This window comes from Shinella sp., assembly GCF_052438155.1.
Lineage (GTDB): Bacteria > Pseudomonadota > Alphaproteobacteria > Rhizobiales > Rhizobiaceae > Shinella.
The window spans coordinates 57170-83863 of record NZ_JBQVPI010000012.1 but is presented as its reverse complement, the minus strand read 5'-3'; the positions used below and the strand labels follow the sequence as shown (position 1 = coordinate 83863).

Genomic DNA, 26694 nt, shown 5'->3' with positions numbered 1-26694 from the left:
TGACGATCCTTACATGGTGGGGGCTGTCCATGCGACGTCGGCGCGAAAAGGCTAGCGTTAGCCTTCCGAAGAACGTGCACCGTGTCGTGGCGCGAGGCCGGGAATACTTCTACTTCCAGACGGGCCGGGGTTCACAAAGCCCTGGCCCGCGTCTTCCTTTGCCACGAGATCCGCATAGCCCTCAGTTCTGGGCTGCGATTCATCAGCATCGCGGGTCTTCCGTTGCGGTGCCAGCCGATACGTTCATTTCCGTGCTTGACGAATGGCTTATGCAGTTGCGTGCGGCCGACGAGGTGACCGCAACCACAATTACCTTCTATGAGCAGTCCTCTCGGATCGCCAGATCCGCTTGGGGAAGCCTTTCGCCTCGTGGTCTGAAGCCGGTCCATGTGCAGGCCATTATAAATGGGATGGCCGATCGTCCAGCTGCTGCAAACAATTTTCTGTCGACCATGCGTAGTTTCTCGAAATGGGCGAAGCTGAACGAATTCATAGCCATCAATCTCACAGAGGGGATCTCCCCACGAAAAACGGAAGGCGGGCACAAGCCGTGGACGCCAGAGCAGCTTGAAGCGGCCGACAAGAAATTGACCGGCGTCATCCGGCGCGGTGTGATCCTCTATCAGCATACCGGCATGCGTGGCAGCGATGCGGTGAGGGTGGGACCGGAGCATATCGACGACGAGGGCTTCTCCCTGACGACCCTCAAGAAGGGCAGGGACATCTATTGTCCGATACTTCCAGAGCTGGCGAAGGAGATGCAGACGTGGGACATGGCCGCGCCGGGACCGTTCCTTAAGCAGGAGGAGGGACGGGGCGCAGGCAAGCCGTATACGCGGAAGCTCTTCTCCCGGCACTTCAAAGACATCCGCGACACAATACCCGAACTGGCAGGTGTGACGCTTCACGGCCTGCGCTGCACGGCCGTCATACGCCTCCGGAGGGCCGGTCTGGAGATCGGGCAGATTGGCGATATCGTCGGAATGTCGCTCGCAACGATAGAGCGATACTGCCGTTTTGCCGACCGTAAGCAAAGCGGCAAAGCGGCTCTGGCAACGCTCCTGCGCAACGAGCGAAACGCCAAAACTGTAAAACGCCGGAAAACTGCAAATCCTAAATTGAACGATATCAAATAGTTAGGGTGAAGAAGATGAAATGTGCGACTTCGGGCCGGACGGGCTCTCCGCCGGCCGCTCGCCGGATCGGCTCGACGCGCTCGTCTGGGCGCTGACGGCGCTTGTGCTCGACCGGCAGGGCGAACCGCGGGTGCGGGGGATTTGAGGGCCGCCGAGGGTTGGATTCGATGCCCGATTGCATTTTCTGGATGCATTTTTGGGCATTCCGTGGTTGAGTACGCGAATGCTGAAGTGCGGTATTCACTTCGGCTGTTCCAGGCATCCGCAGGCAGTTCAGGAAGTTTCCGACCGGTACGCCATCAGGCGTCACCGATAGCTGTGTCGTGGCCTCAAGCAGGCCAGGGGAGGGTGAAATGGGAATCAACAGGACGTTTTTCTTCAATCAGGCGCGGGCCGTACTCTTCGATGGAAGCCTGAGGCAGTCCCAGGTCGATGGGCTGACGGCTATCCTCGACAAGTGGGAAGCTGAAATGCCGGACGCGGATGATCGCTGGCTCGCCTATATGCTGGGCACTGCGCATCACGAAACCGGTCGTACCATGCAGGCTGTACGCGAAACCTTCGCCAGCACCGATGACAAGGCCATCGCCATTCTGGACAGGGCCTTCAACGCGGGCAGGCTGCCATGGGTTTCGACACCCTACTGGCACAAGGACAGCAGGGGCAGAAGCTGGCTTGGGCGCGGATTGGTGCAACTGACCCACAAATCGAACTACGAGAAGATGTCGACGGAACTCGGCATCGATCTTGTGGCCGATCCGACGCTGGCGATGGATCTCCAGACTGCCGTCAAGATCATGCTCAAAGGCATGAGGAAGGGCAGCTTCACCGGGAAAAAGCTCGGTGACTTTTTTTCCCCCACGAAGGAAGAATGGAGAAATGCGCGGAAAATCATAAACGGGCTCGAAAGGGCGGATCTCGTCGCCAGCTATGCCAAGAGCTACTATGGCGCCATCAGCTACACAATTGGGGGTTGAGGATGCGTGGGTTTCTTCTTGTTCTCGCCGGGCTGGCAGCAGGTGCGGCCTCCGCTGCCGATGGACCGGCAATCCTGAATTGCCGCGCGCAGGTCATCTATGACTGCACGCGCGACTGTGAGCAAAACACCATGCCGGCGGACCTGCGGCTGGATTTCACGGCCAAGCACGGCACCTTCTGCCGGGGCTCGGGCTGTGTCGAGGGATCGCTCGTCATGAGCGAAGCCAAGGGACAATGGGACGACGCCCCATACCGGATCTTCAAGCTGGAGTTCAAGGAAGCCGGAAATGAGCCTGTGTCCGGCGTCGTGCACGGTAGCGTCTTCCACGCAGAAGGCCTCGGCTCGATGGTCGGGACCTGCGAAGCCGAGGGCGGATGACGGGCAAGTGCCTGTTTTCGGCGTGTCACAAACATTCACGGCCTGACCTTTCCCCGCCCACCGGCGCCTGACGCGACGGTGGGCTGAAACAGGATGCACTTATGCGATTTTCATCTTTCCTGCCCTGGCGGCGCGCCGGGGTTTCTGCCGTGCCCGAAACCAAGGCATCGGGTGTGCTCACGCTGGCGGCCGAGGGCCGGGCGCACTGGTCGAGCCGCGCCTACGCGTCGCTTGCCCGCGAAGGGTTCATGAAGAACCCGGTGGCGCACCGTGCGGTGCGCATGATCGCGGAGGCTGCCGGCTCGGTGCCCTGGCTTGCCTATGAGGGCGAGACAGAGCGGCCGGAGGATTTCCGGCTGGCACTTCTCGCCCGGCCGAACGGGCGCATGGCGGGCATGGATTTTTTCGAGACGCTGTATGGGCACCTCCTGCTATCCGGCAATGCCTTCGTCGAAGGGGTGCGGGTGGGGGAGGACCTGCGGGAGCTACATCTGCTGCGGCCCGACCGGGTGCGCATCGTCGAGGGGCGGGATGGCTGGCCGGAGGCCTATGAATATCGCACGGGCAATCATGTGCGCCGGCATGTCGTCGGCGACGGGGCCGGGGGCGAAGGGCAGGCGGTGCTGCATCTGCGGCTGTTTCATCCGCTCGACGACCGGCTGGGTTTTGCGCCGCTCGAAGCCGCCTCGATGGCGCTCGACCTCTCCAACGCGGCGGCGATCTGGAACAAGGCGCTGCTCGACAACTCGGCGCGGCCTTCAGGTGCGCTGGTCTACCAGCCGAAGGAGGGCGGCAACCTGACGCCCGACCAATACGATCGCCTGAAGGCGGAGCTGGAGGAGGGCTATTCCGGCGCGGTGCGGGCCGGGCGGCCGATGCTGCTCGAAGGCGGACTGGACTGGAAGGCAATGGGGCTGTCGCCCCGCGAAATGGACTTCGTCGAGGCGAAGAATGGCGCAGCGCGCGACATCGCGCTCGCCTTCGGCGTGCCGCCCATGCTGATTGGCATTCCGGGTGATGCGACCTATGCCAATTACCAGGAGGCCAACCGGGCCTTCTGGCGGTTGACCGTGCTGCCGCTGGTGACCCGCACGGCGGCGTCCTTTGCGACCTGGCTTTCCGAGGAGGGGCAAACGGCGCTGCGTCTGGTGCCGGACCTCGATCAGGTGAGCGGGCTCCAGGCGGAGCGGTCCGAACTGTGGGCGCGGTTGGGGGCGGCGGCGTTTCTCAACGATGAGGAGAAGCGGCGAGCCGTCGGCTACTGACAGGACGCAGCCCGAGCCTAGACGGCAGCGGACTGCTGGCCGTCATCATGACGGTTGCACCACCTATTTTTACCACTGTCGATGCGTCAAGTCACAGTCGCGAAATAGTCAGGGACGATCTCGGCTTCAGGCTGGACCGGTTAAAAAAGACTGAAAGAACAGCGCTCTGTGAGGTGTCGCTGAATCATCGCGCCGATCTTCGGAATCGGTTTGTGAAGAGGCTGACTCTGTCTTTGAACAGAAGGGCGCAAGCGATTCAAAAGACAGGCAGATTGCCGCTGCCCGACTCTGCGCGAGGCGGCAGTTTTGGGTGCCCGTGGCCGGGAAACCTGAATTTCCATAATAAACTGAAAGGCTTAACAATGGCTGACTTCGGAAACGATGGCGGGCTGTGGACGGCCCGATTGCTTGGCGCGTCCGCGGGCGCTGCCGTCTCGCTCATCTATCTCCTGCCGAAAAGCCGCCGCGAGGCGGCCTGCCGGTTCCTGACTGGTCTGGCCTGCGGTCTCGTCTTCGGCGGCCCGGCAGGGCTCTGGATCGCGGTCAGGCTCGGCATTGCCAGCTATCTCGGGCCGGCGGAGATGCTGCTGACGGGATCGGCGGCGGCGAGCCTTTCGGCCTGGTGGGGGCTCGGCGTTCTGGCGCGGGTGGCGGACCGGATGCGGCAGTAGCCGCGACCGCGCAATTCCTCAATTCACATCGGAGACTTCCATGACAACCGACGACCTGCCGGTCTGGCGGACGAAGAAATATGCCGATCTGACGCTGTCCGGCGTCGCCAGTGACGGGGTGTTTTCCGGCTATGCCAGCCTGTTCGGCGAGGTGGATCTCGGCAAGGACGCGATCGCGCCCGGCGCCTTTGTCCGCTCGCTGGAAAGGCGCGGGGCCGCCGGCGTGCGCATGCTCTTCCAGCATGATCCGGCCGAGCCGATCGGCCGCTGGCGGGCGATCCGCGAGGACGCGCGCGGCCTCTATGTCGAGGGCGTGCTTTCGCCCGGCGTGGCGCGAGCCCGCGAGGTGCTGAACCTCATGAAGTCCGGCGCGCTCGACGGGCTTTCGATCGGCTTCCAGACGGTGCGCTCGAAGACCGACCGGGCGAGCGGCGTGCGCCGCATCCTGGAGGCGGATCTCTGGGAAATCTCGGTCGTCACCTTTCCCATGCTGCCCTCGGCGCGGGTGTCGAACGTGAAGAATGCGCGGTGGTTCCGCGACCGGGAAACGGAGCTCGTGCGCACCATGCGCCGGGCAGCCCGGATGATGAAACGCTAACAACCGAAGAGGAAGACATGACGGAGATCCAGAAGACCGCGCCGGAAATCAAGGCCGTGCCGGAAACCATGACCGCTGCCTTCGACGACTTCATGGAGGCCTTCGAGGTCTTCAAGGAGACGAACGACCGCCGGCTCGGTGAAATCGAGCAGAAGATGACCGCCGACGTGGTGACGCGCGACAAGGTGGACCGCATCAACCGCGCGATGGACGAGCAGAAGCGCGTGCTCGACCAGCTGGCGCTGAAGAGAGCGCGCCCGGCGCTCGGCGGCAGCGGCGAGGGCAATCTCGAGGTGGCCGAGCACAAGGCGGCCTTCTCCGCCTATATGCGCCGCGGCGACGACGCAGCACTCCGGGCGCTGGAGAGCAAGGCCATGTCGGTCGGCTCGGCGGCTGACGGCGGCTACCTCGTGCCGCCGGAAACGGATACCGACATCGGCCGCCGGCTGTCCGCCGCCTCGCCGATCCGTGCGCTTGCGACCGTGCGCCAGGTGTCCGGCACGGTGCTGAAGAAGCCGTTTGCGACGACCGGCATGGCGGCGGGCTGGGTGGCGGAAACCGCCGCACGCCCGCAGACCGGCAATGCGCAGCTTGCCGAACTTTCTTTCCCGACTATGGAACTCTATGCCATGCCGGCCGCCACCCCGGCACTGCTCGACGATGCGGCGGTGGATGTCGAAAGCTGGATTTCTTCGGAAATCGACATCGTCTTCGGCGAGCAGGAGGGCACGGCCTTCGTTTCCGGTGACGGCACCAACAAGCCGAAGGGCTTCCTCAGCTACACCAACGTTGCCGAGGCAAGCTGGAGCTGGGGCAATATCGGCTACATCGCGACGCGCGCCGCTGGCGCCTTCAAGGCGAGCAATCCATCCGACACGCTGTTCGACACGATCTATGCGCTGAAGGCCGGGCACCGGCAGAACGGCACCTTCGTGATGAACCGCAAGACGCAGGGCGCGATCCGCAAGTTCAAGGATGCGGACGGCAACTACCTGTGGCGCCCGCCGGCTTCAGTCGGCCAGTCGGCCTCGCTGCTCGGCTTTGCCATCGCGGAAGCCGAGGACATGCCGGACGTGGCAGCGGACAGTTTTTCGATCGCCTTCGGCGACTTCCGCTCCGGCTATCTCGTCGTCGACCGCACGGGCGTGCGCGTGCTGCGCGACCCGTATTCCGCCAAGCCCTACGTGCTGTTCTACACGACCAAGCGCGTCGGCGGTGGGGTGCAGAATTTTGAGGCGATCAAGCTGGTGAAGTTCGCGGCGAGCTGAGGCAACGGCTTTCCCCGCGACGGACGTTCCCCCCTCATCCGCCTGCCGGCACCTTCTCCCCGAGGGGAGAAGGGGAAGATCGGCGGCCTCTCGTTTCCCTTCTCCCCGCCGGGGAGAAGGTGGCCCGAAGGGTCGGATGAGGGGGCACCTCTTCCATTGAGTTTCCCCTCGCACCGGCGGTCGTTCCCTGTCGCTGGTGCCGCGGGCGCGGTTTTCCTCCCGGCCGCGCCCGCACCCCTTTCTCCATCGGACAGGATGATCATGACCATCGCCGAACTGTTGCCGCCGCTGGCGGAGCCGATCACGCTTGCCGAGGCGAAGGCCCATTTGCGCCTTGAGACGAGTGACGAGGATGCGCTGCTGGCGGCGCTGATCCGCGCGGCGCGTGAACACCTGGAAGGGCAGACGGGGCTTTGCCTGATCGTGCGACCGCTGCGGCTCTATCTCGACGACTGGCCCGAGAACAAGGTGATTCAGATTGCCAGGGGGCCGGTGCAAACCATTGAAATGGTGACGGTTTACGATGCACTCGGCGATCCCGTCGAGGCGGATGTGGCCGGATACCTGCTGGACGGCGCGGCGCCGCCGGCGCGGCTGGTGCTGCCGGAGCGGCCGGCGACGATGCGGGCGCTCAACGGTATCGAGATCGACTTCACGGCCGGCTTCGGCGAGAGCGGCGCGGATGTGCCGGATACGTTGAAGCGGGCGCTGCTGCTGCATGTCGCAGCGATGTTCGAACTGCGGGGTGTGCTTGCCCTTGACGAGCAGCCGGGCGCGGTGCCGCAGGGTTACCACCGGCTGATCGCCCCCCATTGCATGCGGAGGCTCTGATGGCGCGGATCATCGATCCCGGCAGGCTTTCGGCGCGGCTCGTGCTGGAGCGGCCGGCAGAAACGCCGGACGGGCAGGGCGGCGTCACGCGGAGCTTTTCCGCGCTGGCGACGCTGTGGGCGCGCATCGAGCCGGTCGTCGCAAAGGCGGACGAGGCGGCGGGCGCCTTGCCGGTGACGGTGACGCACCGCATCTGGCTGCGCTGGCGGGATGATCTGGCCGGCGGCATGCGGCTGCGCAAGGGCACGCGCCTTTTCGCGATCCGTGCCTTTCGCGATCCGGATGAGGCGGGGCGTTACGCGCTCTGCGACTGCGAGGAGATCAAATCATGAGCGCGGCTTCCGCCCTGCAGAAGGCAATCTTTGCCCGGCTTTCGGGGGATGCGGCGTTGACGGCGCTTGTCGGCGCCAGCGGCGTCACGGACCGTCGGCTCACCGAACCGGCTGCGCCGCTGGTGGTGATCGCGGGCATCGACAGCCTGGACCATTCGACGGCGAGCGAGCCGGGCGAGGAGCACACCGTGACGCTGGAGGCTTGGTCCGAGGCGGCGGGGCACAGGCAGGTGCAGGCGATCGCTGCGGCGGTGCGGTCGGCGTTGCATGATGCGGCGCTCACGCTTCCCGGCCACCACCTCGTGCTGCTCTTTCATAGCGACACCCAGCTTCGGCGCGACGGGAAATCCCGCTTCCACCGGGCGGAAATGCGGTTCCGGGCGGTGACGGAGCCGGACAGCTAACCTCAATCTCATGGAAAGGATTTCGCCATGGTGGCACAGAAGGGGCGTGACCTGCTGCTCAAGGTCGACAACGGAGCGAGCTTTACGACGGTTGCGGGGCTGCGGTCGAAGCGGCTGTCGTTCAATGCCCAGCTCGTCGACGTGACGGACGGGGATTCGGCGGGGCGCTGGCGGGAATTGCTCGGCGGCGCCGGCGTGCAGCGCGCGGCGGTGAGCGGCACCGGGATTTTCAAGAACCAGGCCTCCGATACGCTGGTGCGTTCGCTGTTCTTCGCAGGCACGATCGTTGACTGGCAACTCGTCATTCCGAATTTCGGCACGGTATTCGGGCCGTTCCAGATCGCGGCGCTCGAATATTCCGGTGCCCATGACGGCGAGGTCGTGTTCGAGATCGCGCTGGAATCGGCCGGGCAACTCGCCTTCGAGGCCCTGTGATGGGCGCGCGGGCGAACCGGCACCGCGGCGAGATCGAGGGCGTGCTCGACGGCGAGCGGCGGGTGCTGTGCCTGACGCTCGGCGCGCTTGCCGAACTGGAGACGGCCTTTGCCGTCGACAGCCTGGCGGGGCTCGCCGAGCGATTTTCCGTCGGCCGGTTGAAGGCCGACGACCTGATCCGCATCATCGGTGCAGGGTTGCGCGGCGGTGGCAACCTGCTGACCGACGAGGAGGTTGCAGGCATGGCGGTGGCCGATGGGCTGGCGGGTTTTGCACGGATCGCAGCCGCACTGCTTGAGGCAACCTTCGGCGCGGGCAGCGAGGCGGATACGCAAAACCCTCCGCTGCCGCATCCGGTGTGAGCGGCGAAGCGCCGGCCTTCCCCTGGGAAGCGGCGCTTCATGCCGGCCTCTGCCGCATGCGGCTTCCTGCAAACGATTTCTGGGCGCTGACGCCGCGCGAACTCGGCTTCTCGCTGGGGCTGATCCGGCCGTCTCCGGCGGTGCCGGCGCGCAAAACCTTCGACGCGCTGATGCGCGCCTTCCCCGATGACAAGGAGTGAACCATGGCGGATGCGGGTGACAAACCTCTCTCCGGAACGCTGCAGGATGCCGAACAGCTTTCGACGATCCTCGATGACCTGGACCTGCGCTCGCGCTCCTTTGGTGCTGCGCTGACGAACGCGCTCAAGGGCGCGGTCGTGGACGGCAAGGGGCTGGACGGCGTGTTGCGCGGTCTTGCGCTGCGCATGAGCGATATTGCGCTTTCGGTGGGATTGAAGCCGCTTCAGGGGCTTTTGACCTCCGGTATTTCCGGGTTGCTCGGCGGTGCCACATCCATCTTTTCCGGCGATGCCACTGGCGCCACTGCTGGCGGCGGTCTGTCTGTCGCCACGGGTGGTCTTTCGCTGTTTGCCGGAAGCGGCGTGACGCCCTTCGCCAAGGGCGGCGTGGTCGCAGCGCCGACCTATTTCGGCAGCGGTGGTGGCATCGGGTTGATGGGCGAGGCGGGGGCGGAGGCGATCCTGCCGTTGCAGCGTGGGCCGGACGGCGCGCTCGGCGTGGCGGCGGCGGATGGCGGTAGCGGGCCGCGCATCGTCTTCAACGTGACGGCGCAGGACGCGGCAAGCTTCCGCAAGTCGGAAGGCCAGATCGCCGCCATGCTGACCCGTGCCGTCGGGCGCGGGCAGCGCAGCTTGTGAGGACCAGACATGACGGCAGGATTTCACGAGGTGCGGTTTCCGCTGCGCGTGGCGCTCGGCACGAGCGGCGGGCCGGTACGACGGACGGATATCGTCAGCCTTTCCAACGGGCGGGAAAACCGCAACCGGCGCTGGCAGGATGCGCGGCGGCGTTATGACGCCGGCTCCGGCGTACGCTCGGTCGAGGACCTGTACGCCGTGCTCGCCTTTTTCGAGACGCGCGCGGGGCAGTTTTACGGATTCCGCTTTCGCGATCCGGTGGATCACAAGTCCTGTGCGCCGAATGCTGCCGTTGGTGCCGGCGACCAGGTCATCGGCACGGGAAACGGCGTGACGGCGACGTTCCAGCTGGTGAAGCGCTATGCGGATGCCGGTGGTGAGACCGTGCGGGTGATCGAGAAGCCGGTGGCGGGGACGGTGGTCGTCTCGGTCGCCGGGAGTGCGGTGCCGGCAGCGGATTTCTCGGTGGATCCCGTGCTTGGAACCGTGACCTTCAAGCCGGGCAAGATACCCACCTCGGGTACCATCCGCGCCGGGTTCGAGTTCGACGTGCCGGTGCGCTTCGACACCGACCGGATCGATATCGACCTGGCGCAGTTCAATGCCGGGCGCATCCCGTCCATTCCGCTGGTGGAGATCAAGCCATGAGGACCATACCGGCCGGGTTGCAGGCCCATCTCGACGGCGGAGTGACGACGCTCTGCCACGCCTGGAAAGTGACGCGGCGGGATGGCGCGGTGATGGGCTTTACCGATCACGACCGCACGCTCTCCTTCGGCGGCGTGGACTATCTGGCGGCGAGCGGCTTCGAGGGAAGCGAGGTGGAGGATACGGGCGGGCTTTCCGCCGAGGGCGGTGACGTGTCCGGCGGTTTTTCCGCCGAGGCGATCCGCATGGAGGATCTTTCGGCCGGGCGCTACGACGGGGCGAAGGTCGAGGTCTATACCGTCAACTGGCAGGACCCGTCGCAGCGGCTGCTGTTGCGCACGGCGGAGCTTGGCGAAGTGCGGCGCGAAGGCGGGCTTTTCCGCGCGGAACTGCGGCGGTTGACCCATGCGCTGGACCAGGTGCGCGGGCGGATTTACGGCCACCGCTGTGATGCGGTGCTGGGCGACACCCGGTGCGGCGTGAACATCGCCTCGCCGGATTTTCGCGGGACGGCGACGGTGAGCACGGTGCTGGACGACATGCACATTCGCGTCAGCGGGCTTTCGGCTTTTGCCGAACGGTTTTTTCGCCATGGCGTGCTGCTCTTCATGAGCGGCGCGGCGAATGGGCTGACGGTGGATATCGAGGACCAGCGCAAGGCAGGCGGGGCGGACGAACTGACCTTCTGGCTGCCGGTGCCGGCCGGTGTTGCCGTCGGCGATACGATGCTGGTGACGGCGGGATGCGACAAGCGTTTCTCGACCTGCCGGACGAAGTTCGCCAACGGGCTGAGTTTCCGTGGCTTTCCGCATATGCCGGGCAGCGACTTCACCTATGGCTATGCCGATGGCGAGACCTCGCATGATGGGAGGCCGCTCTATGAGTGAGGTCTTTGCCGATCGCGTCGTTGCCGTTGCGCGCGGGTTCGTGGGCACGCCCTATCGCCATCAGGGGGCGCTGAAGGGCGTCGGCTGCGATTGTCTCGGGTTGATTCGCGGCGTGTGGCGGGAGCTTTACGGCGTCGAGCCCGAAGTGCCGGCGCCCTATGCGATGGACTGGGCGGAGCGGGCGGGCGAGGAGCGGCTGCTCGATGCCGCGGCGCGCCATTGCGGGGCGATGCTGCCGCTGTCCCAGTTGCGGCCGGGGGATGTCCTTATCTTCCGCTGGCGGGCGGGGGTGGCGGCAAAACATGCCGGCATCGCCGCGCCCGAGGAACGCTTCATCCATGCCTACGAACAGGCGGCGGTCATCGAATCGCCGCTCGTGCCCTCCTGGCGCCGGCGTATCGCCGGCGTCTTCCGTTTTCCGGAGCCTTTCTGACCCATGGCCACCCTTCTTTTCCAGGCGGCCGGTGCCGCGCTCGGCAGCGTCTTCGGCCCGTTCGGCGCAATCCTTGGGCGGGCGGCGGGTGCGCTGGCCGGCTCGATGGTCGACCGTGCGCTCATCAATGGCGGCAACACCATTTCCGGAGCGCGGCTGAACGACGGGCGCGTGCCGGGCGCGGAGGAGGGCACGGCGGTGAGCCGCGTCTATGGCACGGCTCGTGTTGGCGGCACGCTGATCTGGGCGACGCGCTTCGAGGAGGAGGTGATCATCGAGCGGGCCGGCGGCAAGGCGAGTGGGCCGCGCGTGGAGACGTTTCGATACTTCGCGAATTTTGCGGTGGGGATTTGCGAGGGGCCTATCGCCAGCATCCGCCGGGTCTGGGCGGACGGGCGCGAACTCGACCTGACGTCGATCGAGATGCGTCTGCATCGCGGGACCGCCACGCAGCTGCCAGATCCGCTGATCGAGGCGAAGCAGGGGGCGGGCAATGTGCCGGCCTATCGCGGGCTTGCCTATGCCGTCTTCGAGCGGTTGCCGCTCGATACGTTCGGCAACCGCGTGCCTGTCATGCAGTTCGAGGTTTTGAAGCCGGTTGGTTCGCTGGAGGGCAAGGTGCGTGCGGTCACGCTCATTCCCGGGTCGAGCGAGCATGGCTATGATCCGCAGCTGGTCACCGAAAAGCTCGGGGCCGGCAAGGGGCGCAACATCAACCGCAACACGCTGACTGCGGCGACCGACTGGGAAGCCTCGATCGACGAATTGCAGGCGCTGTGCCCGAACCTGGAGCGGGTGGGGCTTGTCGTCTCGTGGTTCGGGACGGACCTTCGCGCCGGTCATTGCAGGATCGTGCCGGGCGTCGAGATTGCGGCGCGCGAGGCCGAGAGCCGGCCGTGGCGGGTTTCGGGCCTGACGCGCGCCACGGCCACGCTTGTGAGCCAGAGCGGCGGTGGGCCATCCTATGGCGGTACGCCGTCCGATGCCAGCGTGGTCGCGGCGATCAAGGACCTGAAGGCGCGCGGCCTCAAGGTCTATCTCTATCCTTTCCTGATGATGGATGTGCCGGCGGACAATGCGCTGCCCGATCCCTATGGCGGTCCCCGTCAGGCGCCCTATCCCTGGCGCGGGCGCATCACCTGCCATCCGCCATCCGCAAACGGCACCAGTGCGGCGCGCGCGCAGGTCGAGGCTTTTGTCGGAAATGCTGAGGCGGGGGATTTTTCCGTTTCGGGCGAGATCGTCAACGGGCCTGCGGGGGACGAAGGGTTTCGCCGGCTGATTCTGCATTATGCGTTGCTGGCGCAGGCCGCTGGTGGTGTCGATGGCTTTATTGTGGGATCGGAGCTGCGTGGCCTGACCTGGTTGCGCGACGGGGCGGGGCAATTTCCTTTCGTCGAGGCGCTGACGGCGCTCGCGGCGGATGTCCGGGCGATCCTTGGACTATCCACGAAGCTCACCTATGCGGCGGACTGGACAGAATATTTCGGCTATCAGCCGGCGGGCAGCGGCGAGGTGCGGTTTCATCTCGATCCGCTCTGGGCCTCGCCGGCGATCGACGCGATCGGCATCGACAATTACATGCCGCTTTCCGACTGGCAGGACGGCGATACGCTCAGCGGTAACCCGGATGGGTTCCGGCATTCAGAAGACGCTGCGGCGATGCGGGGCATGGTTGCGCGTGGCGAGGGTTTTGACTGGTATTATGCCGATATGGCGGCGCGCCGGGCGCGTGTCCGCACATCGATCACCGATGGCATGGCGGGAAAGCCCTGGGTCTTCCGCTACAAGGACCTGGAAAACTGGTGGGGCAACCACCATTACGAGAGGGCTGCCGGTGGTGCGGAACTGCCCACGCACACGGCCTGGGTGCCGCGTTCCAAGCCGATCTGGTTTACCGAGCTTGGGTGCTCGGCCATCGACAAGGGGCCGAACCAGCCGAACGTCTTCGTCGATCCCAAAAGCTCGGAGAATGCGCTGCCCTATCATTCGGGCAGTGCGCGCAACGACGCGGTGCAGCGGCGTTTTCTCGATGCGCATCACGGCTGGTGGCAGGGAAGCGAGCCGGAAGAGGGCATGGTCGATGCCGACCATATCTTCCTCTGGACCTGGGATGCACGGCCCTTTCCGGCCTTTCCGGAGGACACGGCGCTCTGGTCGGACGGGCTCAACTGGCAGCGCGGGCACTGGCTCAATGCGCGGCTTGGCGCTGGCACCACCGCGGATGTCATTGCCGCCATCCTGAAGGACCACGGGTTTTCGGATTTCGAGGTCTCGGGCGTTGCGGGCGATCTCCCAGGCTTCGTGCAGGCAGAGCAGACCTCGGCGCGCACCCTGATCGAGCCGTTGATGGAAGCCTTCCAGATCGATGCGCTGGAGGCGGATGGCAGGCTCGTCTTCCGTTCACGACAGAGATCGGCCTTGCCGCCGGTCGAGATCGACGTGTTTGCCGAGCGTCCGGACGAGGCCCTGTTCGAGGAGAGCCGCGGGCACGCGAGCGACTTTGCCGGCGAGGCGATCCTCGACCATTTCGATGATGCGGGTGGCTATGTGCGCGTGGCGGCCCGCTCGCGCCGCATGGGGGGCGGCAACGACCGCGTCCTGCGGCTGGCGCTTCCGGCGGTCCTGCATGCGGGCGCTGCTGCAACGAGCGTCGAAACGGCCCTGCGCGACCAGCGTGCGGGGCGGCAGCGATTGACGTTCCGCCTGCCGCCGACCGTGCTTGGGGCCACGCCGGGTGATGTCGTGCGGCTGGTCGGTGGGCCCGAGGGGCGGTTTCTGATCACCGGCATCACCGACGGGCTGGTGCGCGAGGTGGAGGCGCGGGCGATCGCGGCGGGAGAGAATCCCGCGCCGGTGCTGCCGGACGGCCGGCGCAATCTGGCGCGCGGTGCCGGTGCGGCGGATGCCTTTTCGCCGGAAATCGCGTTGCTCGACCTGCCGATCTATGGCGCCGGCGATGCTCTGGATTTTGCGCGTGTTGCCGCCTATGCGCGGCCGTGGCGGGCTATGGTCGTGTCGAATTCCCTGACGAGCGAAGGGTTTCGCGCCCGCGCCCGGCTGGAGCGGCCGGCGCGCATCGGCTGGCTGGTCGAACCGCTTGCTCCCGGTGTTGTCGGACGGTTCGATCCGGGCAGGACGATCGTGCTGGACATGATGTCCGGCGGGCTTGCCTCGGTATCAAGGCTTGCGGTGCTGAACGGCGCCAACCGTCTTGCCGTCAAGGCCGCAAACGGGGCGTGGGAGATCGTCGGCTTTACCGGGGCGAGCGAGATCGCGCCGGAGCGCTGGCGGCTGACGGGCCTGTTGCGTGCCCTGAATGGTACGGATGACGCCATGCTGGCCGGTCATGTGGCCGGCGCGCAGGTGGTTTTGCTCGACGATGCCGTCCGGCCGCTCGGTCTCGATGTGGAGGAGATGGGCCGGCTTTCCAACTGGATCGTCGAGCCGGTCGGGGCGGGGCAAGGAAAAGAGGGGCCCTTTGCCTTTGCTGGCGGCGAACGGGCATTGACGCCGTTTTCGCCGGTGCATCTTCGCGGGAAGCGCGGCACGGACGGCGCGGTGCGATTTTCCTGGGTTCGGCGCGGGCGAATCGATTCGGACAATTGGGCGGCGGCCGATGTTCCGCTCGAGGAACCGTCGGAGGCCTATCGCCTCGACATTCTCACCGGCGAGACGGTGCTGCGGAGCGTGGATACGACGATGGCCGCCTTCACTTATCCCACGGCATCTGAGCTTGCGGATTTTGGTGCGCCGCAGACAACACTCTCCATTTGCGTGCGCCAGCTTGGCCGGGCGGTACCGCTCGGTCTGCCGGCGCGCGCGACGATCACCCTTTGAACGAAAGGAAAATCGATGAATGACGACCTGAAGGCCTGGTATCAGTCGCGCACCGTCTGGGGTGCGCTGATCGCGATTCTCGCCTCGCTCGCCAATGCGGCCGGTGTCGAGGTGACGGCCGGCGACGAAGGGGAATTTGCCGATCTCATCGTCGCGGCGGTGGGCACGATCGGCGGGATCCTGGCGCTCTACGGGCGGATTTCGGCGCGCCGGCGGGTGGGGTGAACATGGACGGCCATTCATTTGCCATTCAGCCTGGATCGTTTATTGCTTGCATCAGAATGATCCGCACCTGAAAGTATGTTCATGGCCTCGCCACTTCTCATAACCGCACTTGCGGCCAGCCTGATCCTGCCGGGTCCTGTCACGACGGGCGCCGGCAGCAATGTCGCGCTGATTGCAGGCGATTGCAGCGACGCGGCCGCGCAGGTGTTGGCTCAAACCGGTGGCGAACTGCTTTCGGCGCAGCCGAAGGGTGATACCTGCGTGGTGACCGTGCTGGTGCCCGGCAAGGGCAATGCCCGGCCGCGCAAGGTGACCGTGCGCGTGCCGATATAGCACTTCCGGGTCTTTGAGGCGGGAAGAAAGAAGCAGAAAGAGGGCGAATGCGCATCCTGGTGGTCGAGGACGACGTCAATCTGAGCCGGCAGCTCAGCGAGGCCTTGAAGGAATCAGGCTATGTAGTGGACCAGGCCTTCGATGGCGAGGAAGGTCACTATCTCGGCGATACCGAGCCCTATGACGCCATCATCCTGGATATCGGCCTGCCGGAAATGGACGGCATCACCGCGCTCGAAAAGTGGCGCGCCGACGGCAAGACGATGCCGGTCCTCATCCTCACGGCCCGCGATCGCTGGAGCGACAAGGTGGCGGGCATCGACGCTGGTGCCGACGACTATGTGGCAAAGCCCTTCCATGTCGAGGAAGTCCTGGCCCGTATCCGAGCGCTGATCCGCCGTGCGGCCGGCCATGCGAGCCCCGATATCGTTTGTGGGCCGGTGCGGCTCGATACGAAGGGCTCTAAGGCGACCGTCAATGGCGAGACGCTGAAGCTCACCTCGCACGAGTATCGACTGCTTTCCTATCTGATGCATCATATGGGCGAGGTGGTGTCGCGCACCGAACTGGTCGAACACATGTATGATCAGGATTTCGACCGCGATTCCAACACGATCGAGGTTTTTGTCGGGCGCCTGCGCAAGAAGATCGGCGTCGATCTGATCGAGACCGTGCGTGGCCTCGGCTACCGGATGCAAGCCCCGGCCAATGGCAAATAACGCCAGACGCTCCCGCTCGCTTACCTTCCGCGTTCTTCTTCTCGCCTCGCTGTGGGCGGCCGTCGCCCTCATCGTGATCGCCGTTGTCATCTCGACGCTCTATCGCCAAAGCGCGGAGAAGAGTTTTCGCGACCTTTTGCGGGCGCAGCTCTACAACGTCATCAATTCTGTTTCGACGGGCGAGGATACGCGGCTTTCCGGCAATCCACAGCTCGGCGATCTGCGCTTCTTCCAGCCGAAATCGGGCTGGTACTGGATTGTCGAGCCGATCGGCGGGGCGCTGGCAAGCGAGACGTTGACCTCATCCTCGCTGGGGACGGGTAGCATACCGATTGCCGACACGGACAGCATTCCCTTCGACACGCGTTATGAACGCTTCTACACGACCATCGATTCCTTCGGGAACGAGGTGGAAGTCGGCGAGACGGAAGTGGTGCTCGACGATGAGGGGCGTACGGCGCGCTTTCGTGTCGTCGGCAATCGCGATGTGCTGGAAGCGGATATCGGTGACTTTTCCGGCAGTCTCTATCTTGCGCTAGCCGGCTTCGGTTTCGGCAGCTTGCTGCTCAACGCGGCGGCGATCCTGATCGGCCTCAAGCCGCTTGTCCGCGCGCGCAAGGCGTTGGAAAAGATCAGGGCCGGGGAGAGCGAACAGCTCGACGGCGATTTCCCGCGGGAAATCCTGCCGCTGGCGAGCGAAGTGAACGCGCTGATCGACAGCAACCGGCGCATCGTCGAGCGGGCGCGCATGCAGGTCGGCAATCTCGCGCATTCGCTGAAGACGCCGATTGCCGTGCTGCTCAACGAATCCCGGTTGCTGGCAGCGCCCCAGGGCGATCTCGTGCGCTCCCAGGCGGAAGCGATGCAAAGCCAGGTGCAATCCTACCTCAACCGCGCCCGTATCGCCGCGCAACGCGAATCGGTGCTGGCTCGCACCGAGACACAGCCCGTGCTGGAGCGGCTGGTGCGCGTGATGCGCCGCCTCAATGCCGACACGCAATTTCCGCTGAAAGTCGATCCGCCCGGCCTGGTTCTCGCGATGGAGCAGCAGGACGTCGAGGAGACGGTCGGCAACCTCCTGGAAAACGCCGCGCGATATGCTCGCACCGAGGTGGCCATCCGCGCCTTCGTCGCGCCGGACGATATTCGCGGCAGTGACGATGCGCGCAAAAGCTGGATCGTGATCGAAGTCGAGGACGATGGGCCGGGCCTTGAGCCGGACCAGATCCGCGAAGCGATGAAGCGCGGCAAGCGGCTCGACGAGAGCAAGCCGGGCACCGGGCTGGGCTTGTCCATCGTCAGCGAGATCACGTCGGAATACCAGGGAACCTTCGGACTTTCCCGGGGTTCAGGCGGCGGCTTGCTGGCGCGACTGGTTTTGCCGGCGGTCACAAAGGATGTTGCTTGAGGCGGCGGACAATGCAACAAGGGAGGGGCTCGCGAATATGAGGATCGCGGGATGGACGATTTGCCGGGCGGTTCGCCGCCCCATGCGTGAAGAGAGACGGTTCCACCGGATGAAGACGGGTTTGCGCGGCGCCTTTTTTCCCCTCCTTCTGGCAACAGCGACGGTATCGGGATGCACGACTACGTCAGGCGGCAAGGTTCCGGCTGGCGGGGGTGCGGTTTCGGCTGGCGCGGGGGTCTACATTACCGCGCTGCAGGGCGGGCTCGTCAGCCGTAACACGGCGACGCAACTCTCCAAGGCCGATATGCAGCGCGCGCTGGAGGCCGAGTATCGTGCACTGGAAGCCGCTCCCGGCGGCCAGCCGGTCGTCTGGCAGGGCAGCGGTATCAGCGGCTCGGTCGTGGCGGCTGCGCCCTACCAGGTCGGCTCACAGAACTGCCGGCAGTATAGCCATACACTCACCATCGAAGGCCGCGGGACGTCGACGCGAGGTGCTGCCTGCCGCAACGCAGACGGGGCCTGGGCACCGCTTTCCTAGAGCATTTCCAGCCGAAGCGGCATCGCTTCGGCATGGGATAAAGCGATAAAACAATCTCCTAGAGCAGCTCCGGTGAACCGGATTTCATCGGAATTTCTCTGGAATCGGCCGGTTCCCGTTGCGTGATCGTTTGACCGTTGCGGCGAAACGCCTCAATTTTGCGTCATCGTTCCCTTGGGAATTGGAAACGTCCCGGCGTTCCAGTAATTGATTGTCATGTTTTTCTGGATTCTTGTCGCCATCCTGACGGCCGCCGTTGCCGCCGTTCTGCTTCTCCCTCTCCTGCGACGTCCTGTGGCGGCGGCGGGCGATGCCAGTCATGACATCGAAGTCTACCGCGACCAGCTCGAAGAGTTGAAGCGGGATGAGGCGACGGGCCTCATCGGCTCAAGCGAGGCGGAGCTTGCCCGCGCCGAAGTCGCGCGGCGGCTGATTGCCGCGAGCAAGGACGGGGCAAAGGGTAAGGCCGACCCCGCGGACCGCCGCAACCGGCTGGCGCAGGCCTTTGTCATTCTCCTCCTGCCTGCTATCGGCCTCTGTCTTTACTTGGCGACCGGCCGGCCGGATCTTCCGGCCCAGCCGCTCGCAGAGCGCCTTGCAAATCCGGGCAACGACATCAGCATCCTGATCGCCCGGGCGGAAAACCATCTGGCGCGCAATCCGGACGACGGAGCCGGCTGGGATCTGCTGGCGCCGATCTATTACCGAAGCGGCCGGATGGAAGATTCGGCGAACGCGTTTTCCCAGGCGATCCGCCTGCTCGGGCCGAGCACCGAGCGGCTGGACGGCCATGCGGAAACGCTGATTGCGCTTTCCAGCGGCATCGTCACGGCCGAGGCGCGCAAGCAGCTTGAACAGTCGCTGAAGCTCAAGGCCGACAACCCGCGTGCGAAATATTACCTGGCGCTGGCGCTGGAACAGGACGGCAAGCGGGCAGAGGCACGCGCCGCCTTCGAGGCGATCGCCAAGGAAGCGCCGGCCGGTGCGCCCTGGCTGCCGCTCGTCAACCGGCATATCGCGACGCTTGCCGAAGGGCAGGGCAGCGAGACCGCCGGCCAGCTCGGCAACCCGACGGCGGATGACGTGGCCGCGGCGCAGGACATGTCGACGGGTGATCGCCAGCAGATGATCGCCGGCATGGTGGAAAGCCTTGCGACGAAACTGCAGGACGATCCGAACAATTTCGAAGGATGGACGCGTATCATCCGTTCCTATGTTGTGCTGGATCAAAGGTCGAAGGCCGAGGCCGCGCTACAGACCGCGCTGAAAACCTTCCCGGCGGACAGCGAGAACGGCAAACAGCTTCTGGCACTGGCCCGGGACCTATCGATTTCGGCTGAGGGCGGCGGACAATGACACGCAAGCAGAAACGTCTGGCAGTGATCGGCGGCGGCGTCGCTTTCCTCGTGGCGGCGGTGCTGCTCGTGATGTTCGCCTTCAGCCAGTCGATCGCCTACTTCTATGTGCCGGGCGATATTGCCAAGGCCAATGTGCCGCCGGGCACGCGCATCCGCCTCGGTGGCCTCGTCGAAACCGGCACGCTCAAACGCGGTGAGGGATCGACGATCACCTTCACGGTGACGGATACGCTCGCGACGGTGCCGGTGACCTATACCGGCATTCTTCCGGACCTTTTCCGCGAAGGGCAGGGCGTCGTGGCGGAAGGCGCTTTCGGCACGGGCGGGCTGTTCGTCGCCGATACGGTGCTCGCCAAACATGACGAGACCTACATGCCCAAGGACGTGGCCGACCGCCTGAAGGCGCAGGGCGTCGAACTCTCCGGCAAGGAAACGATCAAATGATCATCGAGCTTGGACACTATGCTCTGGTTCTCGCGCTCGCGACGGTGATCGTCCAGTCGATCCTGCCGCTGGTCGGCACGATCCGCAACGACCGCTCGCTGATGGCGGTAGCACCCGCCGCCGCCCTTGCCGGTTTCCTGCTGGTGCTTTTCTCCTTCTCGGTGCTGACCTTCGCCTATGTCGTTTCCGACTTTTCGGTCGCCAATGTCTGGGAGAACTCGCATTCGCTGAAGCCGATGATCTACAAGATCTCCGGTGTGTGGGGGAACCACGAGGGCTCGATGCTGCTCTGGCTCCTTATCCTCGTCTTCTTCAGCGCGCTGGTCGCGACCTTCGGCAGCAACCTGCCGGAACGGCTGCGCGCCAACGTGCTGGCGGTGCAGGGCCTTATCTCGACCGCCTTCGCGCTCTTCGTGCTGTTGACCTCGAACCCGTTCCTGCGCCTTTCGCCGGCGCCGGCCGAGGGCAAGGACCTCAATCCGGTCCTGCAGGATATCGGCCTCGCGATCCATCCGCCGCTGCTCTATCTCGGCTATGTCGGCTTCTCCGTCTGTTTCTCCTTCGCCATCGCAGCACTCATCGACGGGCGGATCGATGCGGCCTGGGCGCGCTGGGTGCGGCCGTGGGCGCTTGCCGCCTGGAGCTTTCTGACCGCCGGCATCGCCATGGGGTCCTACTGGGCCTATTACGAACTCGGCTGGGGCGGCTGGTGGTTCTGGGATCCGGTGGAGAACGCCTCCTTCATTCCGTGGCTTGCCGGTACGGCGCTGTTGCATTCCGCACTGGTCATGGAAAAGCGCGAGGCGCTGAAGATCTGGACGGTGCTGCTGGCAATCCTCACCTTCTCCATGTCGCTGCTCGGCACGTTCCTCGTGCGCTCCGGCGTCCTGACCTCGGTGCATGCCTTCGCGACCGATCCGACGCGCGGCGTCTTCATCCTCGCCATCCTCGTCATCTTCATCGGCGGCGCGCTCTCGCTCTTTGCCTTCCGGGCCGCGACGCTGAAGGCCGGCGGCCTGTTTGCGCCGATCTCGCGCGAAGGCGCGCTGGTCCTCAACAACCTGATCCTCACGACGGCGGCGGCGACCGTGCTGACCGGCACGCTCTACCCGCTTGTGCTGGAAGCGCTGACCGGTGAAAAGATTTCCGTTGGCCCGCCCTTCTTCAACCTGACCTTCGGCCTTCTGATGCTGCCGCTTCTGCTTGCGGTGCCGTTCGGGCCGCTGCTTGCCTGGAAGCGCGGCGATGTTTTTGCCGCCGGGCAGCGCCTGTTTGCTGCGGTCGGCGTTGGCCTGGTCGCGGCGGCGACAGTCATCTATGCGCAGGGCGGCGGGCCGTTGCTTGCCTATTTCGGCATCGCCATCGGCTTCTACATGATCGCGGGATCGATCACCGATCTGTCGCTGCGCGCCGGCATCGGCAAGGTAACCGGCAATGTCGCCTTCCGCCGTTTCATCGGCCTGCCTGGCTCGGCCTTCGGCACGGCGCTGGCCCATATCGGCGTCGGCGTGATGGTTATCGGCGTCATCGCTGTAACAGCGTTCGAGACCGAGCATGTGGTGGAAATGAAGCCGGGCATGCAGGTGGAGGCGGGCGGCTTTACGCTCACCTTCGATGGCATGCGCCGCGGCCAGGGGCCGAACTATTCAGAAGAGTCCGGTCACTTCACGGTGGCGCGGGGCGGGGTGACGGTGACGGACATCTGGTCTTCGAAGCGGATGTATACGGCGCGCCGCATGCCGACGACCGAGGCCGGCATCCGCACCTTCGGCTTCAGCCAACTCTATGTGTCGCTGGGTGACGCGATGGCGGATGGCGGTATCGTCGTTCGCGTCTGGTGGAAGCCGATGATCCTCTGCATCTGGATCGGCGCGCTGATCATGATGGCGGGCGGCGTCGTTTCGCTCTTCGACCGGCGTCTGCGTGTCGGGGCGCCACAGAAGGCGCGCAAGGTGAAGCCTGTGCTGGAGGCGGCCGAATGATGCGCCGCCTCATTCTGGCTTTTGCCTTTATTCTCACGGCCTTTCCCGCTTTCGCCGTCAATCCGGATGAGGTGTTGGCCGATCCCGCCCTGGAGGCGCGCGCGCGAACCCTCTCTTCCCAGCTTCGCTGCATGGTCTGCCAGAACCAGTCGATCGACGATTCGAATGCGGAACTTGCGCGCGACCTGCGTCTTCTCGTGCGCGAGCGCCTGAAGAATGGCGACAGCGACGAGGCGGTGATCGCCTATGTCGTTTCGCGTTATGGCGAGTTCGTGCTGCTCAATCCGCGCCTGCGTGGTGAAACCCTGCTGTTGTGGGGCGCGCCGATCGTGCTTTTCCTTGCCGGTGCCACGGCCATGGTGCTCTTCGTGCGCAAGCGCGGCGGAAAACCGACGGGAACACCGCTCTCGGAGGCTGAAAAAGCCGAGCTGGAGCGCGCGCTGACGCGCGAATAGACCCGCTTCCCCCGAAATTCTCCAACATTACGAAAAATTCATGCGGCGGATAGTGCGCCGTAATGTGTGCAGGCCTATCTCTTCTTCCATCGGCTGCTGAGCGCAGCCATGAATGAGAGAAAAGGTGCAAAGAATGTCCAAGATTTCCGCATTCCGTCCGGGCCTCAAGACCGTACTGAAGACGACGACCGTCGCCGGACTTGCGGCCGTTATGCTGGCGACCGGCATTCCCGCCCGTGTTAGCGAAAGTTTTGCCGAAGCCGTTTCCGTCCAGGCGCCGCAGGTTGCGAGCTTCGCCGACGTCGTCTCGGCCGTCTCCCCGGCCGTCGTTTCCGTCCGTGTCCAGTCCGATATCAAGCCGGCCAATGACGAGAGCAACTTCTCGTTCAACTTCGGCGGCCGCAGCCTCGATGAACTTCCCGACGATCACCCGCTGAAGCGCTTCTTCCGTGAATTCGGCGGCCCGGATCAGTCTCACGGCGACCGTGGCAAGGATCGCCAGTTCAGCGATCGTCGTGGCCCCGACCGCAAGCCGCATCTGCGCCCGACGTCGCAGGGTTCCGGCTTCTTCATCTCGGAAGATGGCTACATTGTCACCAACAACCACGTCGTCAACGATGGTTCGGCCTTCACGGTCGTCATGAATGACGGCACGGAACTCGATGCCAAGCTCGTCGGCAAGGATACCCGCACGGACCTCGCCGTGTTGAAGGTCGAGGAAAAGGACAAGCGCAAGTTCACCTATGTGAGCTTCGCCGATGACAGCCAGATCCGCGTCGGCGACTGGGTCGTCGCTGTCGGCAACCCGTTCGGCCTCGGCGGTACGGTGACGGCCGGCATCATCTCGGCCCGCGGTCGTGACATCGGCTCCGGCCCCTATGACGACTACCTCCAGGTGGACGCTGCCGTGAACCGCGGCAACTCCGGTGGCCCGACCTTCAACCTGAATGGTCAGGTTGTCGGCATCAACACCGCGATCTTCTCGCCGTCGGGCGGCAATGTCGGCATTGCTTTTGCAATTCCCGCCTCCGTCGCCAAGGGCGTCGTCGCCGACCTGATGAAGGACGGCAAGGTCGATCGCGGTTGGCTCGGCGTTCAGATCCAGCCGGTAAGCCGCGACATCGCCGACTCGCTCGGCCTTGCGGATGCTGCCGGTGCCCTCGTCGTAGAGCCGCAGGCCGACTCGCCCGGTGCCAAGGCCGGCATCAAGAAGGGTGACGTGATCACGGCGCTCGATGGTGATCCGATCAAGGACCCGCGTGATCTCGCCCGCCGTGTCGCCGATATTGCCCCCGGCAAGAAGGTTGATCTTTCGGTCTGGCGTGATGGCAAGTCTCAGAACGTCTCCGTCGAGATCGGCACGCTTGCTGGCGAGCAGATCCAGGCCGCAACGGGCGCCGAGGAAGTCGAGCCGGAAGCTCCCGCCAGCGAACAGGCGCTTGCCGATCTTGGCATCTCGGTTACGCCCGGCGATGACGGCCTGACGGTCTCCTCCGTCGATCCGGACTCCGACGCCAGCGATCGCGGCCTCAAGGAAGGCGATCGCATCACCTCGGTCAACAACCAGGCTGTGAAGTCTGCCGACGACGTGGTGAAGGTTATCGACAACGCCCGCAAGGACGGCCGTTCCAAGGCGCTGTTCCAGATCGAGACCAATGACGGTAGCCGCTTCCTGGCGCTGCCGATCGACCAGGGCTGATCGGCTCCGGCATTGCCTACCCACGGCGCCGCGAGATCGCAAGGTTTCGCGGCGCTGCCATATCCGGATAGGGCGCTGCTAGCCAACGCTCGCCGAACATGCTGTAAGGTCCGTACGATGAAGATATTGATTGTGGAAGACGATCTGGAGGCGGCCGCCTATCTCTCGAAGGCCTTTCGTGAGGCGGGCATCGTGCTCGACCATGCGAGCGACGGCGAAAGCGGCCTCTTCCTCGCGACGGAAAACAGCTACGACGTGCTGGTCATCGACCGCATGCTGCCGCGCCGCGATGGCCTGTCGCTGATTTCGGAATTGCGCCGCCGCAACATCCACACGCCCGTGCTCATCCTCTCCGCCCTCGGCCAGGTCGATGACCGCGTGACGGGCCTGCGTGCCGGTGGCGACGACTATCTGCCAAAACCCTATGCCTTCAGCGAGCTTCTGGCCCGTGTCGAAGTGCTGGGCCGCCGCAAGGGCACCCCGGAGCAGGACATGGTCTACCGGGTCGGCGATCTGGAACTCGACCGGCTCTCCCACACCGTCAGGCGCGCCGGCAGGGAAATCCTCCTCCAGCCGCGTGAGTTCCGCCTGCTGGAGTATCTGATGAAGAATGCCGGGCAGGTGGTGACCCGCACCATGCTGCTCGAAAACGTCTGGGACTACCATTTCGACCCGCAGACCAATGTCATCGACGTCCATGTCTCGCGGCTGCGTTCGAAGATCGAGAAGGATTTCGACCAGCCGCTGCTGCGCACCGTGCGCGGCGCGGGATATATGATGAAGGAAGAGGCGGCGGGCTGATCCATGCAGCGACTGCTCGGCCGGCTGACTGCCCTCTACCGCACCACGGCGGTACGCCTTTCCGCGATCTATCTCCTGCTCTTCGCCGCTTGCGCGGCTTTTCTCGTTTTCTACGTTTCCTCCATGTCGGAGGGCTTGCTCAAGCAGCAGATGCGCGAAGCGGTGGCGCAGGAAACCGAGCAGATCGAACGCGTCTTCGACAACAACGGCATGAACGGCCTGTTGCGTACGCTGGAGCGGCGCACCCGTCAGCCAGGCGCCAATCTCTACATTATCGCAAGCCCGACTGGCGAAGTGCTGGCCGGCAACGTCGCTTCGATCCAGCCCGGCGTTCTGGACAATGAGGGCTGGACGGAGACACCGTTCCGCTACCAGCGCTACCAGGAAGAAACGCGCGGCAACAACCGTCCGATGGCCTATGCGCAGGTGACGGTGCTGTCCAATGGCCTGCGCGTGCTGGTCGGCCGCGATCTCGGTGAGCCGGAGAACTTTCGCAAGCTGGTGCGCCAGGCGCTGATGGTGGCGCTCGGCGTCATGGGCATCGGCGCGCTCGCCATATGGTATCTGATCGGCCGCAATGCCTTGAAGCGCATGGATCGCATGTCCGACGCCAGCCAGCGCATCATGGCCGGCGATCTCTCGCAGCGTCTGCCGACAAGCGGTTCGGGTGACGAGTTCGACCGGCTGTCGGAATCGCTGAACACGATGCTCGGGCGCATCGAGAAGCTGAACGAGGGTCTGAAGCAGGTTTCCGACAATATTGCACATGACCTGAAGACACCGCTGACGCGCCTGCGCAACAAGGCGGAGGCAGCCCTTGCCGGCAATGAAAAGGCCGATTACCGCATCGCGCTGGAGGAGATGATCGGCGAATCCGACCAGCTTATCCGCACCTTCAATGCGCTTCTGATGATCTCCCGCGTCGAAGCGGGGCAGGCGCCGGCGGAGATGAGCGCGATCGATATCAGCGGCATCGCCCATGATGGCGCCGAGCTCTATGAACCGGTTGCCGAGGATTGCGGCCTGAAGCTCCTGACCGAGATCGCCGATGGGGTCGAAATCAAGGGCAACCGTGAGCTCGTCGGCCAGGCGCTCGGCAACCTCATCGACAATGCGATCAAATATGCCGAAGGCAGTGATGACCCGGAGATTCGCGTGTCGCTCGTGCGGCGGGATGGCGATGTCGTCCTATCGGTCGCCGATAGTGGGGCCGGCGTGCCGGACGACAAGCACGACGAGGTCGTCAAACGCTTCGTGCGGCTCGATGCCAGCCGCTCCAAGCCCGGCACCGGCCTTGGCCTGTCGCTCGTTGGCGCCGTCATGGAAATGCATCACGGCCGGCTGGAACTGGATGCGACGCATCCCGAGCGGGAAAACAATCGGGGGCTGACGGTCAGAATGGTTTTCCCCGTCCTTCCGGACTGAT

At 64.8% G+C, this 26694-nt stretch carries 30 protein-coding genes and 2 pseudogenes; 31 read left to right on the top strand and 1 reads right to left on the bottom strand.

Annotated features, from left to right (window positions below; all coding sequences use genetic code 11):
- Positions 1–29 precede the first annotated feature (29 nt).
- The 8 genes and pseudogenes from ACT6VE_RS20950 (at position 30) to ACT6VE_RS20915 (ending at position 6295) form a co-directional block, all read left to right on the top strand.
- On the top strand, positions 30–1136 hold the full coding sequence (locus tag ACT6VE_RS20950) for a tyrosine-type recombinase/integrase (protein WP_444800370.1): 1107 nt from the start codon (positions 30–32) through the stop codon (positions 1134–1136).
- A gap of 10 nt (positions 1137–1146) precedes the next feature.
- Positions 1147–1281: pseudogene (locus tag ACT6VE_RS20945) on the top strand (DNA-packaging protein); the annotation flags it as partial.
- 208 nt (positions 1282–1489) lie between these two features.
- Complete coding sequence (locus ACT6VE_RS20940) at positions 1490–2113, top strand: glycoside hydrolase family 19 protein (RefSeq protein ID WP_444800369.1); 624 nt, start codon at positions 1490–1492, stop codon at positions 2111–2113.
- A gap of 2 nt (positions 2114–2115) precedes the next feature.
- A complete protein-coding gene (locus ACT6VE_RS20935; protein WP_444800368.1) occupies positions 2116–2493 on the top strand; it encodes a hypothetical protein in 378 nt (125 codons plus the stop codon).
- A 101-nt stretch (positions 2494–2594) separates the two neighbouring features.
- Entirely contained in the window at positions 2595–3758 is a 1164-nt protein-coding gene (locus ACT6VE_RS20930) for a phage portal protein (protein ID WP_444800367.1), read from the top strand.
- A 362-nt stretch (positions 3759–4120) separates the two neighbouring features.
- Positions 4121–4429 (top strand): DUF6107 family protein, encoded by a 309-nt coding sequence (locus ACT6VE_RS20925; RefSeq protein WP_444800366.1) that lies wholly within the window; start codon positions 4121–4123, stop codon positions 4427–4429.
- 40 nt (positions 4430–4469) lie between these two features.
- Positions 4470–5027 (top strand): HK97 family phage prohead protease, encoded by a 558-nt coding sequence (locus tag ACT6VE_RS20920; RefSeq protein WP_444800365.1) that lies wholly within the window; start codon positions 4470–4472, stop codon positions 5025–5027.
- Positions 5028–5044: 17 nt separating this feature from the next.
- Entirely contained in the window at positions 5045–6295 is a 1251-nt protein-coding gene (locus ACT6VE_RS20915) for a phage major capsid protein (protein WP_444800364.1), read from the top strand.
- A 29-nt stretch (positions 6296–6324) separates the two neighbouring features.
- Here ACT6VE_RS20915 and ACT6VE_RS20910 read toward each other — a convergent pair.
- Positions 6325–6444 (bottom strand): annotated as a pseudogene (locus ACT6VE_RS20910) (endonuclease domain-containing protein); the annotation flags it as partial.
- A 112-nt stretch (positions 6445–6556) separates the two neighbouring features.
- Here ACT6VE_RS20910 and ACT6VE_RS20905 point away from each other — a divergent pair.
- The 23 genes from ACT6VE_RS20905 to ACT6VE_RS20795 all read left to right on the top strand — a co-directional run bounded on the left by ACT6VE_RS20905 (position 6557) and on the right by ACT6VE_RS20795 (position 26693).
- A complete protein-coding gene (locus tag ACT6VE_RS20905; RefSeq protein ID WP_444800363.1) occupies positions 6557–7126 on the top strand; it encodes a head-tail connector protein in 570 nt (189 codons plus the stop codon).
- Entirely contained in the window at positions 7126–7458 is a 333-nt protein-coding gene (locus ACT6VE_RS20900; protein WP_444800362.1) for a phage head closure protein, read from the top strand. The genes ACT6VE_RS20905 and ACT6VE_RS20900 overlap by 1 nt, the downstream gene beginning before the upstream one ends.
- The gene (locus tag ACT6VE_RS20895) at positions 7455–7862 is read left to right on the top strand and encodes a DUF3168 domain-containing protein (protein ID WP_444800361.1); all 408 of its coding nucleotides are present in this window, start codon (positions 7455–7457) and stop codon (positions 7860–7862) included. Before ACT6VE_RS20900 ends, ACT6VE_RS20895 begins: the two co-directional genes overlap by 4 nt.
- A 27-nt stretch (positions 7863–7889) precedes the next feature.
- A complete protein-coding gene (locus tag ACT6VE_RS20890; RefSeq protein ID WP_444800360.1) occupies positions 7890–8297 on the top strand; it encodes a phage major tail protein, TP901-1 family in 408 nt (135 codons plus the stop codon).
- A complete protein-coding gene (locus ACT6VE_RS20885; RefSeq protein ID WP_444800359.1) occupies positions 8297–8659 on the top strand; it encodes a gene transfer agent family protein in 363 nt (120 codons plus the stop codon). Before ACT6VE_RS20890 ends, ACT6VE_RS20885 begins: the two co-directional genes overlap by 1 nt.
- Positions 8656–8859 (top strand): rcc01693 family protein, encoded by a 204-nt coding sequence (locus tag ACT6VE_RS20880; protein WP_444800358.1) that lies wholly within the window; start codon positions 8656–8658, stop codon positions 8857–8859. Before ACT6VE_RS20885 ends, ACT6VE_RS20880 begins: the two co-directional genes overlap by 4 nt.
- Before the next feature lie 3 nt (positions 8860–8862).
- Positions 8863–9498, top strand: coding sequence for a phage tail tape measure protein (locus ACT6VE_RS20875; protein WP_444800357.1), 636 nt, complete (start codon positions 8863–8865; stop codon positions 9496–9498).
- Between the two features lie 9 nt (positions 9499–9507).
- Entirely contained in the window at positions 9508–10146 is a 639-nt protein-coding gene (locus ACT6VE_RS20870) for a phage distal tail protein, Rcc01695 family (protein ID WP_444800356.1), read from the top strand.
- Positions 10143–11033 carry a DUF2163 domain-containing protein gene (locus tag ACT6VE_RS20865; RefSeq protein WP_444800355.1) on the top strand — a complete coding sequence of 297 codons (891 nt, stop codon included), beginning with the start codon at positions 10143–10145 and terminating at the stop codon, positions 11031–11033. Before ACT6VE_RS20870 ends, ACT6VE_RS20865 begins: the two co-directional genes overlap by 4 nt.
- Positions 11026–11466, top strand: a complete 441-nt coding sequence (locus ACT6VE_RS20860) for an NlpC/P60 family protein (protein ID WP_444800354.1) — start codon at positions 11026–11028, stop codon at positions 11464–11466. The genes ACT6VE_RS20865 and ACT6VE_RS20860 overlap by 8 nt, the downstream gene beginning before the upstream one ends.
- Before the next feature lie 3 nt (positions 11467–11469).
- Positions 11470–15306, top strand: coding sequence for a baseplate multidomain protein megatron (locus ACT6VE_RS20855; protein WP_444800353.1), 3837 nt, complete (start codon positions 11470–11472; stop codon positions 15304–15306).
- A gap of 15 nt (positions 15307–15321) precedes the next feature.
- On the top strand, positions 15322–15531 hold the full coding sequence (locus ACT6VE_RS20850) for a hypothetical protein (protein WP_444800352.1): 210 nt from the start codon (positions 15322–15324) through the stop codon (positions 15529–15531).
- A gap of 81 nt (positions 15532–15612) precedes the next feature.
- Positions 15613–15864 carry a hypothetical protein gene (locus tag ACT6VE_RS20845; protein WP_444800351.1) on the top strand — a complete coding sequence of 84 codons (252 nt, stop codon included), beginning with the start codon at positions 15613–15615 and terminating at the stop codon, positions 15862–15864.
- A gap of 47 nt (positions 15865–15911) precedes the next feature.
- On the top strand, positions 15912–16583 hold the full coding sequence (locus ACT6VE_RS20840; RefSeq protein WP_069059394.1) for a response regulator transcription factor: 672 nt from the start codon (positions 15912–15914) through the stop codon (positions 16581–16583).
- A complete protein-coding gene (locus ACT6VE_RS20835; protein WP_444800350.1) occupies positions 16573–17991 on the top strand; it encodes an ATP-binding protein in 1419 nt (472 codons plus the stop codon). The genes ACT6VE_RS20840 and ACT6VE_RS20835 overlap by 11 nt, the downstream gene beginning before the upstream one ends.
- 109 nt (positions 17992–18100) lie before the next feature.
- The gene (locus tag ACT6VE_RS20830; protein WP_444800445.1) at positions 18101–18529 is read left to right on the top strand and encodes a hypothetical protein; all 429 of its coding nucleotides are present in this window, start codon (positions 18101–18103) and stop codon (positions 18527–18529) included.
- A gap of 216 nt (positions 18530–18745) precedes the next feature.
- Positions 18746–19885: a c-type cytochrome biogenesis protein CcmI gene (gene ccmI / locus ACT6VE_RS20825; RefSeq protein WP_444800349.1), complete on the top strand. Its 1140-nt coding sequence runs from the start codon at positions 18746–18748 to the stop codon at positions 19883–19885.
- Positions 19882–20331, top strand: a complete 450-nt coding sequence (gene ccmE / locus ACT6VE_RS20820) for a cytochrome c maturation protein CcmE (RefSeq protein ID WP_069059390.1) — start codon at positions 19882–19884, stop codon at positions 20329–20331. The genes ccmI and ccmE overlap by 4 nt, the downstream gene beginning before the upstream one ends.
- Positions 20328–22313 (top strand): heme lyase CcmF/NrfE family subunit, encoded by a 1986-nt coding sequence (locus ACT6VE_RS20815; protein ID WP_444800348.1) that lies wholly within the window; start codon positions 20328–20330, stop codon positions 22311–22313. The genes ccmE and ACT6VE_RS20815 overlap by 4 nt, the downstream gene beginning before the upstream one ends.
- Positions 22310–22768, top strand: a complete 459-nt coding sequence (locus ACT6VE_RS20810) for a cytochrome c-type biogenesis protein (RefSeq protein ID WP_444800347.1) — start codon at positions 22310–22312, stop codon at positions 22766–22768. The genes ACT6VE_RS20815 and ACT6VE_RS20810 overlap by 4 nt, the downstream gene beginning before the upstream one ends.
- A 133-nt stretch (positions 22769–22901) precedes the next feature.
- The gene (locus ACT6VE_RS20805; RefSeq protein ID WP_444800346.1) at positions 22902–24467 is read left to right on the top strand and encodes a Do family serine endopeptidase; all 1566 of its coding nucleotides are present in this window, start codon (positions 22902–22904) and stop codon (positions 24465–24467) included.
- A gap of 117 nt (positions 24468–24584) precedes the next feature.
- Entirely contained in the window at positions 24585–25268 is a 684-nt protein-coding gene (locus tag ACT6VE_RS20800) for a response regulator transcription factor (RefSeq protein WP_444800345.1), read from the top strand.
- Between the two features lie 3 nt (positions 25269–25271).
- Positions 25272–26693, top strand: a complete 1422-nt coding sequence (locus ACT6VE_RS20795; RefSeq protein WP_444800344.1) for an ATP-binding protein — start codon at positions 25272–25274, stop codon at positions 26691–26693.
- Position 26694 lies beyond the last annotated feature (1 nt).